The sequence below is a fragment of the Mesorhizobium sp. P2_E7 genome (assembly GCF_056403855.1).
Map to the genome: position 1 here is coordinate 3,072,816 of NZ_JBFUER010000001.1, position 15,691 is coordinate 3,088,506.

Consider the following 15,691-nt stretch of genomic DNA (forward strand, 5'->3'; position numbering starts at 1 on the left):
TGAAGTCCCCTTTGCGTTCTTAGCTGGCGGGCCCTGCTCCGGCCGGCTTGCGCCGGCCGGAGCATTTAGTCTTGCTGTTAGCCGGCCGTCTGGCCAACGGCTTTTTCCGCAGCCGCGATCTCCGCCGCACGGCGAGCGATATCGGCGCCGATCGGTGGGCCCTTGAAGCGGCGCGACTCGATGCCGAACCACAGAACCACGAGCAGAACGATCAGGCCGATGGCATAGTTGATCAGGATGTCGAATGGAGGCTGGATGCCGGCATACATCAGCACCAGAACGCCAAGCACCGTGATGACGGCGAATGGCTTGGACCAGACGCCGAGGCGGAACGGACCGAACTCGGTCCAGGTCTTGCCCTCGGCAAGCAGGCCAGCCGCCACCGGCATGGCGTAGGACACGTAGAGGAACAATGCGCAGCCGGCGGCCAGTGCGGCAAAGGCCGGCGAGTACAGTGTCGCCGCGATTGCAAGCACCGCTCCGAGCCAGATTGCCGCCACCGGCGTACGCCATGTCGGGCTGACGGTTTTCCACACCGACGACCCGGGCAGGCCGCCGTCACGCGCAAAAGCAAAGATCATGCGCGAGGTCGATGTCAGTCCGGCGAGCGCGCAGATGAAGTTCGCCAGCACGATCGCGATGGCAATGATGCTCTTCAGCCAGAATGGTGCCGGCAGGTTGTTGAAGAGATTGAACCACGCATTGGCGCCGTCCTTGGCCGTTGCCGCCAGATCGGGGCTGGCCAGCACGAAAGACACGGCCATGACGAGGCCGAAGACCAGCGACCACAGAACCGAATGGATCATGCCGCGCGGCACTGCCACGCGGGCATTGTGGGTCTCCTCGGAGGTATGGGCCGAAGCGTCGAAGCCGGTTATCGTATAGAGTGGGTAGAGCAGGCCGATCAGGAAGGCGACGAGTGCCGTCCGTGCGGTGGGAACGTATCCGGCGCCCGGATCACCGGTGTTGTTGACGAAGGTGGTGAGCCGCGAGAAATCCCAGCTTGCGCCCCAGATCAGGAACATCGCGGTCAACACCACGGCGACGACCAGAATGAGGTAGCCCGAGAAATCCGTCAGCATGGTGGTGAGCTTGATGCCGAAATGGTTGATCAGCGCCTGCGCGACAGTGATGATCACAACGCCGATCACCTGCTCCTGGTAGCCCCAGGCGGAGACGTCGTGACCGAACACGCCGGACCAGACAAGGTCCTTGAACAGTGCATAGACACCGACATTGACCGAGGCGACGACGAAGATCAGCCCGAGCAGGTTGATCCAGGCCGTGGCCCAGCCCCAGCCGCGCCCGCCAAGAATTGACGACCAGTGGTAGAGACCGCCGGCCGTCGGGTAGGCCGAGCCGATCTGGCCAAGCGACGCAGCCACGATAAGCGCAAAGACGCCGCCGATGATCCAGCCGACGGTCGCCTCGAAGCCGCTGCCGGTCGCCATGGCCAGCGGGAAGGAGGTGATGCCGCCCGCCAGAATGCAAATGATCGAAAAGGAAATCGCGAAGTTCGAGAAGCCGCTCATGCGGCGAGCCAATTCCTGGGCGTAGCCCATGCTATGGAGGGTTTTTACGTCCTCCGACCTCTCATGGTCTGATGTATCCGGTCCTGCCATTTTCGTTCCCCTCGTGTTTCTAGCTGGCCGATTGAACTGATTTTCCCATTGCGTGTCGCCGGGAACCCTTGGCCTCCTCGGGTTCCAGATCAGAAAAGATGCCGGTGAGCAGATCCGCCCATTTCCGCTGCCCGGTCTCGCCGGAGATCTCGTCGTTGCGGATTTCGATCATTGCGCAGGCAAGGCCGCGCGAGCGCGCATGGCGCTCCAGGGTGAAGTAAACGCGGTCGGCCGGCGAATAGGGTTCGTTGATGCCGACTGTAACGCCGGCGAGGCGCTGCAGCGCCGCTATCAGCGGCGACGCCAGCCGGCGGTCGTCATCATGGATGATGCCGATGTGCCAGGGCCGGCTCTTGCCTTTGTAGATTGGGGTAAACGAGTGCACCGACACCAGCCGCGTTTCCTGCCCGCGCGCCAGCCGGTCGTCGATGATGTTGTCGATCGTGTCATGGAAGGGGCGCCACGACAAAGCGATGCGGTCGGCGCGCTCACTGTCCGACAGGCCGGCATTGCCTGGAATGATCGTCGTCTCGCTGACCGGCGGCACCAGGTCCGGCGCGTCGAGCGGACGGTTGCAGTCGATGATGAGGCGCGAGATGCGGGTTTCGATGAGCGTCGCATCGAGCGCTTCAGCCATGCGGCTTGCCACTGGCAGCGCGCCGGGGTCCCAGGCGATATGGCGGGAAAGATCTTCGGCGCTCAGGCCGAGCGTGCCGAATTCGGCCGGCAGGAAATTGGAAGCGTGGTCGCAGGTCAGCACGAAAGGGCTGGACCCGCCGGGGTTCGTCACCCTTACGGTATCAGACGATGCAAGGCTGGCGGGCCGTGCTCTCTCCATACTGCCGTCCCCTGGGGAGCGCTGTATCTTATGTTACGTATTTTGCCTCATTGCGTCCCTGTGGATGATTTCATACAGTTTGTCAGGCTTTGTCAAATGCGATTTCGGGGAAGCATGACGGACCGGGCCAAGGGCGGGGGAAAACCATGATTTCCAGCATTGCCGAACTGATTTCGGACCGCATCGGCACGATGCCGGCCGGCGAGCGCCGCGCCGCGCAGACGCTGATTGCCAACTATCCGTTGATCGGGCTGAAGACGGTCGCCGAGTTCTCCGCCGCCGCCGGCGTGTCGTCGCCTACCATCCTGCGCTTCGTCTCCAGGCTGGGTTTCCAGAACTATCCCGAATTCCAGTCGGCACTGCAGGACGAACTGGCGGCGCAATTGCAGTCGCCGGCATCGCGCACGCTCAACCCCGCCTCGCCGGGCGGCAGTGCCGTATCGCCGATGCTGGAAGCGACGCTGGAAAACATGCGCGAGACCTTCCGGCATCTCTCCGACCGGCAGCTTGCCGACATCGCGGCAAGGCTCGCCGAGCGGCGCGGCAAGACGTTTCTGATCGGCGGCCGCTTCACCGACCCGCTGGCGCGCTACATGGCCGCCCACCTCGCCATCATCCAGCCCGATGTCTATCACCTCGCCGGCCAGGAGAGCATCTGGCGCGACCGTCTGATCGACATGGGCAAGCGCGACGTGCTGGTGATCTTCGACATAAGGCGCTACCAGGACAGCCTGGTGCGCTTTGCCGAAACGGCGCACCAGCGCGGCGTGCAGATCGTGCTGTTCACCGACCAGTGGCTATCGCCGATCGCCCGCTTCGCCCGCCATGTCATCGCCGGGCGCACCGCCGTGCCCTCGGCCTGGGATTCCTCGGCGGCATTGTTCGTCGTCGCCGAGACGCTGATCGGCGCCGTCACCCGGCAACTCGAGGCCGACAGCGCCAAGCGCATCCGCGACCTGGAAGGCCTACGCTGACAGCCTCAATCCCCGCCGCTGGCGCGCAACGTTACGCAGATTTGATGTGCATGGCCGCGGCAGAATTGCCATAAAGCCATGATATTGCGTGGCTTCGCACAGTGAGGGGTGCGTCGCCGGGGTTTTGCGTTTTGAAAACCGGAAGACGTTTTTGCCAACCGGAGTGCCGATGGCCGCCTGGAAACAGATCGTTCTTGCGCTCGTGATCCTGGTCGCGGCTGCCCTCGCCTGGGCGCGCTTCTTTCCGGGCGCGCCGGAAGTTCTGGCTCGCTGGGGCATCGATTGGGCCTACGCCTCGGCACCCGCTACGACCGGCGCGGTCGACAAGACGAAACAGGCAGGCGGTCGTAACGCTGCCGGGCGGCCGGCAAATGTCGTCGCCTTGCCGGCAGGCACTGCCACCATCAACGATCGCTTGCAGGCGATCGGCACCGGCCGCGCCAACGCCTCGGTCACGGTCAACCCTTACAGCTCAGGCCGCCTCGTTGAATTCCTCGTCCAGTCCGGCACCCGTGTCGACAAAGGGCAGATCATTGCCGTCCTCGATTCCGAAACCGAGGTGATCGCCCAGGATCGCGCCAAGCTTGCTTTGCAGGATGCTCAGGACAAGCTCGAGCGGGTGAAATCGCTGAGGGCCTCCAACGCCGCGACCCCGGTCGCCGTCGCCGATGCCCAAGTGGTGCTGGCCGGCGCCAAATTGGCGCTGCAGGATGCCGAACTCGCCTTGCAGCGCCGTTCGATCGTGGCGCCGATAGCGGGCACGGTCGGCATCCTGCCGATCTCGGCCGGCAATTACGTGACCAGCCAGTCAGCAATCGCCACGCTCGACGACCGCTCTTCCATCCTGGTCGAGTTCCTGGTGCCCGAGCGCTTTGCCGCCGCCGTCAAGATCGGCGCGCAACTGTCGGCGACGCCGATCGCCAATCCGAGCAAAGCCTATACCGGCACGGTGTCGGCCATCGACAACCACATCGACGAAAAGAGCCGCACCCTTCTGGTCAAGGCCGCGATCGCCAATCCGGCGGATTCGTTGCGCGCCGGCATGTCGTTCGGCATCACCATGCGCTTCCCCGGCGACACCTATCCGGCCGTCAGCCCGCTGGCGATCCTGTGGGGCTCGGACGGCGCCTATGTCTGGCAGGTCGAGGACGGCAAGGCCAAACGCGTTCCCGTGCGCATCATCCAGCGCAACACCGAGACGGTGCTGATCGACGCCGAGATCGAGGATGGCGACATGGTGGTCACCGAAGGCACCCAGAGCGTCAGCGAGGGCGGCGAGGTCCGCATCGCCGGCCAGCGCGCCGCGAACGCCGCCGAAGGCTCATGACCACGACCACAAACGCGGCCAGCGAAACCGGCTTCACCGCGCTCTTCATCCGCAGGCCGGTCATGGCGTTCGTGCTCAACACGCTGATCGCGGTGGCCGGCCTTGCCGCCTTCTACGGCGTCGAGATCCGCGAACTGCCCGATGTCGACCGCGCCGTCGTCACTGTGTCGACCGTATTCGAGGGTGCGGCCGCCGAAACCGTCGACCGCGAACTGACCGACACGATCGAAGGCGCGGTGGCGCGCGTCTCCGGCGTCAAGTCGATCTCGTCGACCTCGTCCTTCGGCCAGAGCCGCGTCACCATCGAGTTCAATGACGGCGTCGACCTGAATGTCGCTGCTTCCGACGTGCGCGACGCCGTCGGCCGCGTCGCCAACATGATACCGGAGACCGCCGATCCGCCGCGCATCGTCAAGGCCGACGCCAATTCCGATCCGGTGATGCGGCTGGCCGTCACCTCCGATACCATGTCGGTGCAGGACATGACGGTGATCGTCCAGGACCAGATCGAGGACGAGCTGGCCGCCGTGCCGGGCGTCGCCGACGTCCAGGTCTATGGCGACCGCGACAAGATCTTCCGCATCGATGTCGATCAAAACAAGCTGGCGAGCCTCGGCTTCACCGTCGCGGATTTGCGGGCGGCACTTGGCTCTGTCGCCTTCGATTCGCCAGCCGGCTCGATCACCACCACCAACCAGGACCTGATCGTTCGCACCACAGCCGATGTGACGACGCCCGAAGAATTCGAAAACATCATCATCGGCGGCACGACGCGCATCCGCGACGTCGCCACCGTCACACTTGGCCCCGATATCGGCCAGACCTCGCTGCACTCCGACGGCAAGACCGGCATTGGCCTCGGCATCATCCGCCAGGCGGAATCGAACACGCTGGATATCTCCACCGGCGTGAAGGCGGCCGTCGCCAAATTGCAGGAGAACCTGCCCAAGGGCATGTCGATCAAGATCACCAGCGACGACGCGGTCTTCGTCAACGGCGCCGTGCATGAGGTCGAGATCGCGCTCGGCCTGTCGATCTCCATGGTGCTGATCGTCATCTATGTCTTTCTGCTCGACTGGCGCGCGACGCTGATCCCGGGCCTGTCGATGCCGGTCGCCATGATCGGCACCATCGCCGCCATCTACCTCGCCGGCTTTTCGATCAACATCCTGACCTTGCTGGCGCTTGTGCTGGCGACGGGCCTGGTCGTCGACGACGCCATCGTCGTCCTTGAAAACATCGTGCGACGGCGCAATGAAGGCATGGGACCCCGCGCCGCCGCGGTGCTCGGCGCCCAGGAAGTGTTCTTCGCCGTCATCGCCACGACGCTGACGCTGGTCGCCGTCTTCGTGCCGATCTCCTTCCTGCCCGGACAGACCGGCGGCCTGTTTCGCGAATTCGGCTTCGTGCTTGCCATGTCGGTGCTGCTCTCATGCGTTGTTGCGCTGACGCTGTGCCCGATGCTGGCCTCGCGCATGCTGACCGGCGCATCGCCCCACCACGAAGGCGGCCATGGCATTGGCGCGCGCATCGGCGGCGCGCTGAATTCGGCCTACAAGCGTGGCCTGCATGCCTGCCTTGGCGCGCCGTGGATCGTGCTTCTGGTCGCGGTGTTGTTTGCAGGCGTCGCCTTCAGTCTGTTCGGCACCATCCGCCAGGAATTGACGCCGAGCGAGGACCGCGCCGTCGTGCTTCTGCGCATCAACGCGCCGCAAGGCGTCAGCCTCGATTACACCACGCAGCAGATGCAGAAGATCGAGCGGCTGATCCAGCCGTTGCGCGATTCCGGCGAGATCGTGAGTACCTTCGAAAACGCCGGCCAGAACGGCGCCTACAACTCCGGCTTCATGGTGATGACGCTGGCGCCGTGGGACGAGCGCGCGCGCAGCCAGCAGGAAATCATGGCTCAGATCAGCCAGCTGACCCGCCAGGTGCCATCCGTGCGCATCTTCCCGGTCCAGGCCAACAGCCTCGGTATCAGAGGCGCCGGCAACGGCCTCCAGTTCGCGCTGGTCGGCAACGACCGCAAGGCGCTTGGCAATGCCGCGGTCAAGATCATCGCGCAGATGCAGGCCGACCCGCGCTTCCAGACGCCGCGGCTTTCCGTCGACCCGACGCAGCCGCAGCTGGCGGTCGCCATCGACCGCGAGCGTGCCTCCGATCTCGGCATCGACATCACCGGGCTTGCGAACACCTTGCAGGCGATGCTCGACGGCAACGATGTCGTCGATGTCTATATCGCCGACCGCAGCTACGGCGTGAAGCTGGTCTCGACCACCAACCCGATCAACGATCCCACCGATCTTGAAAACATCTTCCTGAAAACCGCCGACGGCCGCTTCGTGCCGATGTCGACCATCGCCACGCTGACCGAGCGCGCCGTGCCACCGTCGCTGACGCGCGAGCAGCAGCAGCCCTCGGTGGCGATAACCTCCAATCTGAACGGCAATTTCGCGCTTGGCGATGCGCTCGGTGTCGCCGAACAGATCGCCACGCCGCTGTTGCCGCCCGGCAGCCGTATCCTGCCGCTGGCGGAAGCCGCGACACTGGGCGAGACCAACAGCGCCATGGTGACCATTTTCGGCTTCGCGCTGGTCATCATCCTTCTGGTGCTTGCCGCGCAGTTCGAAAGCTTCGTCAGCGCCGTCATCATCATGGCGACGGTGCCGCTCGGCCTCGCCTGCGCGATCTTTGCGCTGCTTTTGTCAGGCACGAGCCTCAACGCCTACAGCCAGATCGGCCTGGTGCTGCTGGTTGGCGTCATGGCCAAGAACGGCATCCTCATCGTCGAATTCGCCAACCAGCTTCGCGACCGTGGGCTGGGCGTGCGCGAAGCGATCGAGCAGGCCTCGATCATCCGCCTGCGGCCGGTGATGATGACGATGATCTGCACCATACTCGGCGGCGTGCCGCTGGTGCTGGCCGCCGGCGCCGGCGCCGAGGCACGCATCGCGCTTGGCTGGGTCATCGTCGGCGGGCTGGGGCTGGCCACCGTCTCGACGTTGTTCCTGACCCCGGTCGCCTATCTCCTGCTCGGCCGCTTCGTCACGCCCAAGACGCATGAAGAAGCAAGGCTGAAGCGCGAACTGGAAGAGGCGGCTTATACGAATGTCGAGCCGGCGGAATAGTTGGCTCTCCTGTCAATAGTGCGCCTGCACTATTGACCAGTGAACTCTGGCAGCTGGATGTACGGATTGGCCGGGTCGTAGCGGCGCTTTGGCTCACCTTTCCCCGGTGATATGGCACCCGCGATCAGTGCTCCTTTCGGCCCGAATTGATAGTCTATTCCGGCACAGAGGTGAGCGAGATCTTGATAGTCGAAGCCGCGCAGTGCAACGCCGGTTTGAAACGCTGCCGCCTTGAGGGCGTCAGGCGAAAGCCCACCGAGCGTGCTGTCGCCATATGCTTTGAGCTTGGCCTTGTTGAGTTTGGACGACTGGCACTCCGAACCGAGTTCTCGCGCCAGCACGATATTTCTGACTGCCGTCGCAGCAGGATCGTCCAGGGCTGCCGAATATTTCTTGAGAAAGAAGTTTGTACTCGGATCGTTGGTCATCGACTTGCGCCAGGAAGGCGGGAACTTGTCGGCGGCGTCGGCAGAAATCGTACCTGCCATCGACGTGAGGACGACTGCAACGAACCATAGCTGCTTCATAGGGAGAAACCTCGAACTCGTCTGATCTATGGCCTAATAAACACCTTCCCGTTCGGCTTGGCGAGTTCCGCCGGCACCTTCGCCATCGCTTCGTCCAGCGGCAGCACCGCCGTCACATCGGTCGACCAACGGCCGTCGGAAAAGCGCTTCTGCGCTTCCATGACGGCCGGGCCGCGTTTGTCGCGGAACTGGCGCATCCATTCGACCAGCCAGAAGCCCTCAATATGCTTGTTCTGGAAGATCAGCTGGCCGGGCTCACGGATGACAGTGGTGTCGGGATCGAGTCGGCCATAGATGATCCAGCGCGCGCGCTTCGGCATGGCGTCGAAAATGATCGAGGCCAGCGGCCCGGTCACCGCGTCGAGGAAGATGCGCGGCTGTTCGGTCTTGACCACCTCGCGCAGCGCGGCCTTGAAATCCGGCGCCTTCTCGTTGAGCACATGGACAGCGCCGATCTCCTTCAAGAGCGGGATCTGCTCGTCGCGGCGCACGGTGACGATCGGCCGATATCCTGCCTCCTTGGCGAGGCCCGCGATCAGTTTGCACAGCTGACTGGCGCCGGCGGTCATGATGAAGGCCTTTTCGCCAGCCTCCTTGACGATGTCGAACATCGCGATCGCGGTCAGTGGGTTGACGATCAATGCGGCGCCGTCCGCGTCGCGAACCGTGTCGAGCAACGGGATGCAGACGGCGGCTTCGGCGACCGCGTATTCGGCCCAGGAACCCCAATTGGTGACGCCGGTGGCGAAGGCGACGCGCTTGCCGATCAGGGTTTTCGGATAAGGCTCGTCGCCGGTGGCGACAATGGTGCCAACCCCCTCGAAGCCGGCCGGCTGGCCCTTGGCGCGCGGCTGGCCGTACTGGCCTTTGATGAACATGACATCGGACGGATTGATCGAGGCAAGGCTGACCTTGATCAGCACCTGGCTCGGCCCGGGCGTCGGCACGCCGATGCTGCCCGGCACAAGATATGGCTCCATCGCCTCCAGCACGGTGCCGGTCGGCGTCCTGGTGTAGCCGTCGCCGGTCAGCAACAGCGCTTTCATCTCGGAGGGGATGGCCATGGCGGGCTCCTTACGGTTTGAGGATGAGCTTGCCGGATGCGCCGCGGCCGAGCACGCGCTTCAGCACGGCGGCGGCATCGGCCAGCGGGTACGTGCCTTCGATCACCGGCCGGACCTTGCCGGCCAGGTACCAGCCGACAAGCTCCTTCATATTGTCGGCATAGACGCGCGGCTCCTTGGCGGTGAACGCGCCCCAGAACGCGCCGACCACCGAAAAGCCCTTGACCAGCGCCAGGTTGACCGGGAATTGCGGAATGGTGCCCGAGGCAAAACCGATGACCAGCAGCCGGCCGTTCCAGGCCATCGAGCGGGCCAGCACGTCGAAGGTTTCGCCGCCCACAGGATCGAAGCCGACATCGACCCCCTTGCCGCCCGAGACCTCTTTCAGCGCTTCCTTGAGATTGTCGTAGCCGAGCGCAATGTCGGCGCCGGCTTCGGCGGCGATGCGGCGCTTTTCCTCCGACGAGGCGACGCCGATGACGCGGGCGCCAAGCGCCTTGCCGATCTGGATGGCGGCGATGCCGGTGGCGCCTGCCGCGCCCAGCACGCACAGCGTCTCGCCTTCCCTGAGCGTGCCACGTTGCTTCAACGCGTAATGCGAGGTGCCGTATCCGGCGAGCAACGCGCAGGCGTCTGCGGCCGGCATATCGGGCGGCAGCGGCATCACGAAGGGCTCGGCCGCAGCCACCCGCTCGGCATAGCTGCCATGGGTCGAGAGCGCGGCGACCCGGTCGCCGATCTTGATCGATTTCACCCCAGGCCCGACCGCAATCACCGGTCCCGCGACCTCCATGCCGGGCACGAAGGGCAGTGGCGGCTTCATCTGGTAGAGGCCCTGGACGAGCAGGCCGTCGGGATAGTTCACCCCGATCGCCTCGGCCTCGATGACGACGGTATTGCCCTTGGCCTCCGGCTCCGGCCAATCGCCATAGACGAGCTGGTCGAGCGGCGCGAAGTCGCGGGCGATGATGGCTTTCATGCCCTCACACCTTTTCCTGCGTGTATTTCCTCAGTTCCGTCCGCGCCACTTGCCGGCGATGCACCGCGTCCGGCCCGTCGGCGAGCCGCAGCGTTCGCAGATGTGTCCACGAGCGCGCCAGCGGCGTGTCCTGGCTGATGCCTTGCGCGCCGAACATCTGCACGGCTTCGTCGGTGACTTTCAGCGCGACGCGCGGTGCGATGACCTTGATCTGGCTGATCCAGGGCGCCGCGGCGCGCGCATCGCCCTGGTCGATCATCCACGCCGCCTTGAGGCAGAGCAGCCGTGCCATCTCGATCTCCATGCGGCATTCGGCGATGATATCGAAATTGGCGCCGAGTTTTGCCAGCGGCTGGCCAAAGGCTTCGCGCCGCACCGAACGCTGGCACAGCATTTCCAATGCCATCTCGGCCTGGCCGATGGCGCGCATGCAGTGGTGGATGCGGCCGGGGCCGAGCCTGCCTTGCGCGATCTCGAACCCCCTGCCCTCGCCGAGGATCAGATAGGAAGCCGGCACGCGGACATTGTCGAAGCGAAGATGCATGTGGCCATGCGGCGCGTCGTCATCGCCATAGACCTGCATCGGCCGAAGCTTGGTCACGCCCTTGGTGTCCGACGGTACCAGGATCATCGAATGGCGGCGGTGCTGCGGCTCGCTTTCGCTGCCGGTCCGAACCATGACGACATAGATGGCGCAGCGCGGATCGCCGGCGCCCGACGCCCACCATTTCTCGCCGTTCAGCACATAGTCGTCGCCTTGCCGTTCGCAGCGCATGGCGATGTTGGTGGCGTCGGAGGAGGCGACATCCGGCTCGGTCATCAGATAGGCCGAGCGGATCTTGCCTTCGAGCAGCGGCTCCAGCCATGCCTTCTTGTGGTCGTCCGAGCCGTAGCGCTCCAGCACTTCCATATTGCCGGTGTCGGGCGCCGAGCAGTTGAAGGTCTCAGCGCCCAGATGCGCCTTGCCCATCTCCTCGGCCAGATAGGCATATTCGACCGTCGACAGCCCATAGCCGCGCTCGGAGCCGGTCAGCCAGAAATTCCACAGGCCGCGCTCCCTGGCCTTATTCTTCAGCCCTTCCAGAATTTCGGTCTGCCGCGCTGTGTAGACCCAGCGATCGCCGCCTTTGCCAACCTCGCCGAGGAACTCATGGTCGAGCGGCATGATCTCCTCGCGCACCATGGCGGCGACGCGGGCGTGGATCGGCTTCAGCCGCTCTGTCATGCCGAGATTCATGTCGCTCATCGTGTATTCTCCTCAGCCGCACCCAGACCACGCGCCGCGAAAGCGACGACCTCGCCGACAATCGCCTCGATATCCCCGTCCGTCTCTGTCGGGCGCGGCGTGTACCAGAACAGCGGCGAGTTGAGCGTCAGGAACATCAACTGCTCGGCAATGCCGATGGTGCCGAAGCGCATGTCGCCTTCGTCGCGCGCAGCCGCAATCGCCTCGCGAAAGATGCGGCCATAGGCATCGCGATACTGCATCAGCCTGGTGAATTCCTCGCGCTGTTCGGGCGTGGTCGCGCCGCGCAGATAAAGCTCGACGCCTTCCCACACGACACGCTGGAACGGCTTGGTGCGGATCATCTGGCCGCAATGGATGGCAGCCATCTTGCGCCAGCGCCCAATCGCCGGGCCGGGCTGCGCGCGCACCGGCTCTATCGCAGCAAAATTCATGTCCATGCCGGCGCGGAACACGTCGGCGAACAGATCGGCCTTGGACGGATAGTGATGGTAGATGCGGCCCTTGGTCGAGCCAAGGCTGCGCGCGACGTCGTCGATGGAACTCGCGGCATAGCCTCGCTGCATGAAACAGATGGCGGCGGCGCGCAATATGTCGGCGCGCGGGCGGTCCAGCAGTGGAGCTTCGACGCTGAGCATCGGTTTCGCCTTTCGCCTGCTTCCGCAGCGATGCTGCATTTCAAGGCCTTTACGTCTGGGCAAAAGATGAACATACTACCGGGTATGTTGTCAATGTGGCAAAGCCCAACGAGGCGACGTTCCCACGGGGAGGATCGATGAGCTATCTCGACGAGCTGTTTTCAGTTGCCGGCAAGACCGCGCTGGTGACCGGAGCCGCGACCGGCATCGGCCGCATGGTGGCGACCGCTTTGGTTCAGGCCGGCGCCACCGTAATGATCGCCTCGCGCAAGGGCCAGGACTGCATCAAGGTCGCCGCCGAATTGAACGCGCTGGGCGCCTCCGGCCGCGCCGAAGGTTTTGCCGGCGATGTCTCGACCGAGGCCGGCATTGCCGCGCTGGTCGCCGAGGTCAAGGCGCGCACCGAGCGGCTGCACATACTGGTCAACAATGCCGGCATATCCTGGGGCGCCACGCTCGAGGATTTTCCCTACAGCGGCTGGGCCAAGGTGTTCGCCGTCAACGTCACCGCCGTCTTCCACCTGACGCGCGAATTGCTGCCGCTGCTGGAAGCCGCGGCCAGCGATGCCGATCCGGCCCGTGTCATCAATCTGGGCTCGGTGATGGGCACGCAGCCGCTGGCCGACGATGCCTATTCCTACACCGCCTCCAAGGGCGCCGTTCACCATCTGACGCGCACGCTGGCGATCGAGCTCGCGGCGCGGCGCATCACCGTCAACGCCTTCGCGCCCGGCCCCTTCCAGAGCCGCATGACCGCCTTTGCCACCGGCACCGAGGAAAAGGCCAAACACGTCGGCAGCCATGTCCCCATCGGCCGTATCGGCGTGGCGGATGACATTGGCGGCGCAACGCTCTATTTGTGCAGCCGTGCCGGTTCCTATGTCACCGGCGCCATCCTGCCGATCGACGGCGGGCAGTCGGTGCAGCATGGGCTGACACTGTTCAAGGAATGAGCCGCGGGCGGCGGCAAACGGAGGACATCGCAGTGGAACCGATCAGTCTCGATGTGCTTCTGGCCAGCGTCGGCAAGGAAGTCGGCGTGTCGCCCTGGCGTGTGGTCACGCAGACCATGATCGACCAGTTCGCCGACGCCACCGACGACCACCAGTTCATCCATTGCGACCCCGAGCGAGCCCGGCTGGAGACGCCGTTCGGCGGCACCATCGCGCATGGCTTCCTGTCGCTGTCGCTGCTCTCGGCCATGACCTTCGAGACCATGCCGCCGCTGGAAAAGAGCAAGATGGGCGTCAATCACGGTTTCGATTCGCTGCGCTTCCTGGCGCCGGTGAAGACCGGTTCGCGCATCCGCACCCGTTTCGTGCTGGCCGACGTCAAGGTCAGGCCCTCGGGCTGGGTGCAGACGGCGCATGACGTGACCATTGAGATCGAGGGTTCGAAGAAGCCGGCGCTGACCGCGCGCTGGCTGACGCTGACATTGATCGAGCGTGAGCCGGAGACCGCATGAGCGGCGACGCCAACGCCCTCGATCAGACAGCACTTGCACCCTATCTTGAGGCGCACATCCCGGGTTTTGCCGGGCTTTCCTCAATCGAAAAATTCAAATCCGGGCAATCGAACCCGACCTATCTCTTAACCGCGGCCAGCGGCCGCTATGTGCTGCGCGCCAAGCCGCCGGGCCAGTTGTTGAAATCGGCGCATCAGGTCGACCGCGAATTCACCGTGATGGAGGCGCTTGCCGGCACCGCCGTGCCGGTGCCCCGGATGCTGCATCTGTCGGGCGAGGACTCGCCGATCGGCCGCATGTTCTACGTCATGGAGTTCCTCGACGGCCGCATCTTCTGGGATCCGGCCGTGCCGGAAGCCGGCGGCAACGACGAGCGCGCCGCCCTCTACGACGCCATGAACGCCACGCTGGCGGCGCTGCACGATGTCGATGTCGAAGCCGTTGGCCTCGGCGATTTCGGCAAACCCGGCAATTACTTCGAACGTCAGCTGGCCCGCTGGACAAGCCAGTACCGCGCCTCGGAGACCGGCACTGTGGCCGACATGGACCGGCTGATCGCCTGGCTGGAGACGCATATGCCGGCCGATGATGGCCGCGTGTCCTTGGTGCATGGCGACTACCGGCTGGACAATATGATCTTTGCAGCCAGTGAGCCAAAGGTGCTGGCGGTGCTCGATTGGGAACTGTCGACACTCGGCCACCCCTTCGCCGACCTCGCCTATCAGTGCATGCAATGGCGGCTGCCACACGCATCGAGCCTGCGCGGCCTGCGCGGTATCGACCGGGCCGCGCTCGGCCTTCCCTCCGAGGAGGCTTATGTCGCTGCCTATTGCCGGCGGCGCGGGCTGGACGGCATCGGCAACTGGAGCTTCTTCCTCGCCTTTTCCTTCTTCCGGCTGGCGGCGATCTGCCAGGGCGTCTACCGCCGCGCACTGGACGGCAACGCGTCCAATCCGGGAAAAGCCCAGATCTATGGCGAGATCGTCAAGCAGCTGGCTGGCCTCGCCGTGGAAATCATCGACAAGAAGACCTGAAGAATACGGGAGAGCTGAATGGGCCGTTTTGACGGAGCAACGGTGCTGATCACGGGTGCCGCCGGCGGCCTCGGCCGGGGTGCTGCGAAAGGCTTTGCCGCTGAAGGCGCCCGCCTTGTCCTGTCCGACATCGACGACAAGGCGCTGGCCGATCTTGCCGGCTCGTTGCAGGCCGAAACCGCCATCCTCGCCGGCAACATAGCCGATGAAAAACTGTCCGAGGATCTGGTCAAACTGGCGACGGAGAAATTCGGCCGGCTGGATATCGCCATCAACAATGCCGGCATCGTCCAGAGTTTCGTGCGCTTGCCGCAAGTGACCTCCGACGAGGCGCGCCGGGTGCTGGAGATCGACCTCCTCGGCGTCTTCTATGCCATGAAGCACCAGATCCCGCAGATGGAGCGACAGTTCAAATCGGACGGGAAAGGCGGCGCCATCGTCAACATCGCCTCGGTTGCCGGGCTGGTGGGCGCACCGAAACTGTCGGTCTATGCCGCGGCCAAACATGGCGTCGTCGGTCTGACCAAATCGGCCGCGGCCGAATACGCCACCAAGGGCATACGCATCAATGCCGTCTGCCCGGCGCATACGCGCACGGCCATGGTCGACAGCTTCGTGCGCATCTCCGGCGCGCCGGAAGCCGAAGCACTGGCCGAGTTGACGCGCGGCGTACCGATGAAGCGGGTTGCTGAAGTCGACGAGGTCGTGACCGCCATCCTGTTTGCCGCTGACCCCGCCAATTCCTTCATGACCGGCCACACGCTGGCCGTGGATGGCGGCGTCGGCGCGATTTGATAGCGCCCGATTTGGTAACCATTGCCGTTGCGGGAACCTGTGGCGGCCTTGTTC

14 protein-coding genes are annotated in these 15,691 nt (G+C 64.5%); 7 read left to right on the forward strand and 7 right to left on the reverse strand.

Features of this window, described 5'->3' with window-relative positions; all coding sequences use genetic code 11:
* Positions 1 to 77: 77 nt before the first annotated feature.
* Together AC1DYC_RS15085 and AC1DYC_RS15090 are read right to left on the reverse strand one after the other, a co-directional pair.
* Positions 78 to 1,622, reverse strand: coding sequence for an amino acid permease (locus AC1DYC_RS15085; protein WP_477407445.1), 1,545 nt, complete (start codon positions 1,620 to 1,622; stop codon positions 78 to 80).
* Positions 1,623 to 1,641: 19 nt separating this feature from the next.
* Positions 1,642 to 2,460, reverse strand: a complete 819-nt coding sequence (locus AC1DYC_RS15090) for an N-formylglutamate amidohydrolase (protein WP_477407447.1) — start codon at positions 2,458 to 2,460, stop codon at positions 1,642 to 1,644.
* Between the two features lie 146 nt (positions 2,461 to 2,606).
* Between AC1DYC_RS15090 and AC1DYC_RS15095 the strand changes: the two genes are divergently transcribed.
* The 3 genes from AC1DYC_RS15095 (at position 2,607) to AC1DYC_RS15105 (ending at position 7,889) form a co-directional block, all read left to right on the forward strand.
* The gene (locus tag AC1DYC_RS15095; RefSeq protein ID WP_477407449.1) at positions 2,607 to 3,434 is read left to right on the forward strand and encodes a MurR/RpiR family transcriptional regulator; all 828 of its coding nucleotides are present in this window, start codon (positions 2,607 to 2,609) and stop codon (positions 3,432 to 3,434) included.
* Positions 3,435 to 3,603: 169 nt separating this feature from the next.
* Positions 3,604 to 4,761 (forward strand): efflux RND transporter periplasmic adaptor subunit, encoded by a 1,158-nt coding sequence (locus AC1DYC_RS15100; RefSeq protein ID WP_477407451.1) that lies wholly within the window; start codon positions 3,604 to 3,606, stop codon positions 4,759 to 4,761.
* Positions 4,758 to 7,889, forward strand: coding sequence for an efflux RND transporter permease subunit (locus AC1DYC_RS15105; RefSeq protein WP_477407453.1), 3,132 nt, complete (start codon positions 4,758 to 4,760; stop codon positions 7,887 to 7,889). The genes AC1DYC_RS15100 and AC1DYC_RS15105 overlap by 4 nt, the downstream gene beginning before the upstream one ends.
* A 29-nt stretch (positions 7,890 to 7,918) precedes the next feature.
* Here AC1DYC_RS15105 and AC1DYC_RS15110 read toward each other — a convergent pair whose 3' ends face one another.
* From AC1DYC_RS15110 to AC1DYC_RS15130, 5 genes are read right to left on the reverse strand one after another with little or no spacing between them, the layout of a single operon-like run.
* Positions 7,919 to 8,416, reverse strand: coding sequence for a hypothetical protein (locus AC1DYC_RS15110; protein WP_477407455.1), 498 nt, complete (start codon positions 8,414 to 8,416; stop codon positions 7,919 to 7,921).
* Positions 8,417 to 8,442: 26 nt separating this feature from the next.
* The gene (locus AC1DYC_RS15115) at positions 8,443 to 9,480 is read right to left on the reverse strand and encodes a zinc-binding dehydrogenase (RefSeq protein ID WP_477407456.1); all 1,038 of its coding nucleotides are present in this window, start codon (positions 9,478 to 9,480) and stop codon (positions 8,443 to 8,445) included.
* 10 nt (positions 9,481 to 9,490) lie between these two features.
* Positions 9,491 to 10,459 (reverse strand): NADPH:quinone oxidoreductase family protein, encoded by a 969-nt coding sequence (locus AC1DYC_RS15120; RefSeq protein WP_477407458.1) that lies wholly within the window; start codon positions 10,457 to 10,459, stop codon positions 9,491 to 9,493.
* 4 nt (positions 10,460 to 10,463) lie between these two features.
* Positions 10,464 to 11,705: an acyl-CoA dehydrogenase family protein gene (locus AC1DYC_RS15125; protein WP_477407460.1), complete on the reverse strand. Its 1,242-nt coding sequence runs from the start codon at positions 11,703 to 11,705 to the stop codon at positions 10,464 to 10,466.
* Positions 11,702 to 12,343: a TetR family transcriptional regulator gene (locus AC1DYC_RS15130; protein WP_477407462.1), complete on the reverse strand. Its 642-nt coding sequence runs from the start codon at positions 12,341 to 12,343 to the stop codon at positions 11,702 to 11,704. The genes AC1DYC_RS15125 and AC1DYC_RS15130 overlap by 4 nt, the downstream gene beginning before the upstream one ends.
* Before the next feature lie 137 nt (positions 12,344 to 12,480).
* Here AC1DYC_RS15130 and AC1DYC_RS15135 point away from each other — a divergent pair, with 137 nt between their 5' ends.
* The 4 genes from AC1DYC_RS15135 to AC1DYC_RS15150 are packed head-to-tail and all read left to right on the forward strand — an operon-like array spanning position 12,481 to position 15,637.
* Complete coding sequence (locus AC1DYC_RS15135; RefSeq protein ID WP_477407464.1) at positions 12,481 to 13,296, forward strand: SDR family oxidoreductase; 816 nt, start codon at positions 12,481 to 12,483, stop codon at positions 13,294 to 13,296.
* On the forward strand, positions 13,293 to 13,808 hold the full coding sequence (locus tag AC1DYC_RS15140; protein ID WP_477407466.1) for a MaoC family dehydratase: 516 nt from the start codon (positions 13,293 to 13,295) through the stop codon (positions 13,806 to 13,808). The genes AC1DYC_RS15135 and AC1DYC_RS15140 overlap by 4 nt, the downstream gene beginning before the upstream one ends.
* Positions 13,805 to 14,842, forward strand: coding sequence for a phosphotransferase family protein (locus tag AC1DYC_RS15145; RefSeq protein ID WP_477407468.1), 1,038 nt, complete (start codon positions 13,805 to 13,807; stop codon positions 14,840 to 14,842). The genes AC1DYC_RS15140 and AC1DYC_RS15145 overlap by 4 nt, the downstream gene beginning before the upstream one ends.
* Positions 14,843 to 14,860: 18 nt before the next feature.
* Positions 14,861 to 15,637 (forward strand): SDR family NAD(P)-dependent oxidoreductase, encoded by a 777-nt coding sequence (locus AC1DYC_RS15150; RefSeq protein WP_477407470.1) that lies wholly within the window; start codon positions 14,861 to 14,863, stop codon positions 15,635 to 15,637.
* Positions 15,638 to 15,691 lie beyond the last annotated feature (54 nt).

Excerpts from the sequence above, each read along its gene's own strand:
- AC1DYC_RS15085 (WP_477407445.1), bottom strand. The coding sequence starts at position 1,622 with ATGGCAGGACCGGATACATCAGACCATGAGAGGTCGGAGGACGTAAAA.
- AC1DYC_RS15090 (WP_477407447.1), bottom strand. The coding sequence starts at position 2,460 with ATGGAGAGAGCACGGCCCGCCAGCCTTGCATCGTCTGATACCGTAAGG.
- AC1DYC_RS15095 (WP_477407449.1), top strand. The coding sequence starts at position 2,607 with ATGATTTCCAGCATTGCCGAACTGATTTCGGACCGCATCGGCACGATG.
- AC1DYC_RS15100 (WP_477407451.1), top strand. The coding sequence starts at position 3,604 with ATGGCCGCCTGGAAACAGATCGTTCTTGCGCTCGTGATCCTGGTCGCG.
- AC1DYC_RS15105 (WP_477407453.1), top strand. The coding sequence starts at position 4,758 with ATGACCACGACCACAAACGCGGCCAGCGAAACCGGCTTCACCGCGCTC.
- AC1DYC_RS15110 (WP_477407455.1), bottom strand. The coding sequence starts at position 8,416 with ATGAAGCAGCTATGGTTCGTTGCAGTCGTCCTCACGTCGATGGCAGGT.
- AC1DYC_RS15115 (WP_477407456.1), bottom strand. The coding sequence starts at position 9,480 with ATGGCCATCCCCTCCGAGATGAAAGCGCTGTTGCTGACCGGCGACGGC.
- AC1DYC_RS15120 (WP_477407458.1), bottom strand. The coding sequence starts at position 10,459 with ATGAAAGCCATCATCGCCCGCGACTTCGCGCCGCTCGACCAGCTCGTC.
- AC1DYC_RS15125 (WP_477407460.1), bottom strand. The coding sequence starts at position 11,705 with ATGAGCGACATGAATCTCGGCATGACAGAGCGGCTGAAGCCGATCCAC.
- AC1DYC_RS15130 (WP_477407462.1), bottom strand. The coding sequence starts at position 12,343 with ATGCTCAGCGTCGAAGCTCCACTGCTGGACCGCCCGCGCGCCGACATA.
- AC1DYC_RS15135 (WP_477407464.1), top strand. The coding sequence starts at position 12,481 with ATGAGCTATCTCGACGAGCTGTTTTCAGTTGCCGGCAAGACCGCGCTG.
- AC1DYC_RS15140 (WP_477407466.1), top strand. The coding sequence starts at position 13,293 with ATGAGCCGCGGGCGGCGGCAAACGGAGGACATCGCAGTGGAACCGATC.
- AC1DYC_RS15145 (WP_477407468.1), top strand. The coding sequence starts at position 13,805 with ATGAGCGGCGACGCCAACGCCCTCGATCAGACAGCACTTGCACCCTAT.
- AC1DYC_RS15150 (WP_477407470.1), top strand. The coding sequence starts at position 14,861 with ATGGGCCGTTTTGACGGAGCAACGGTGCTGATCACGGGTGCCGCCGGC.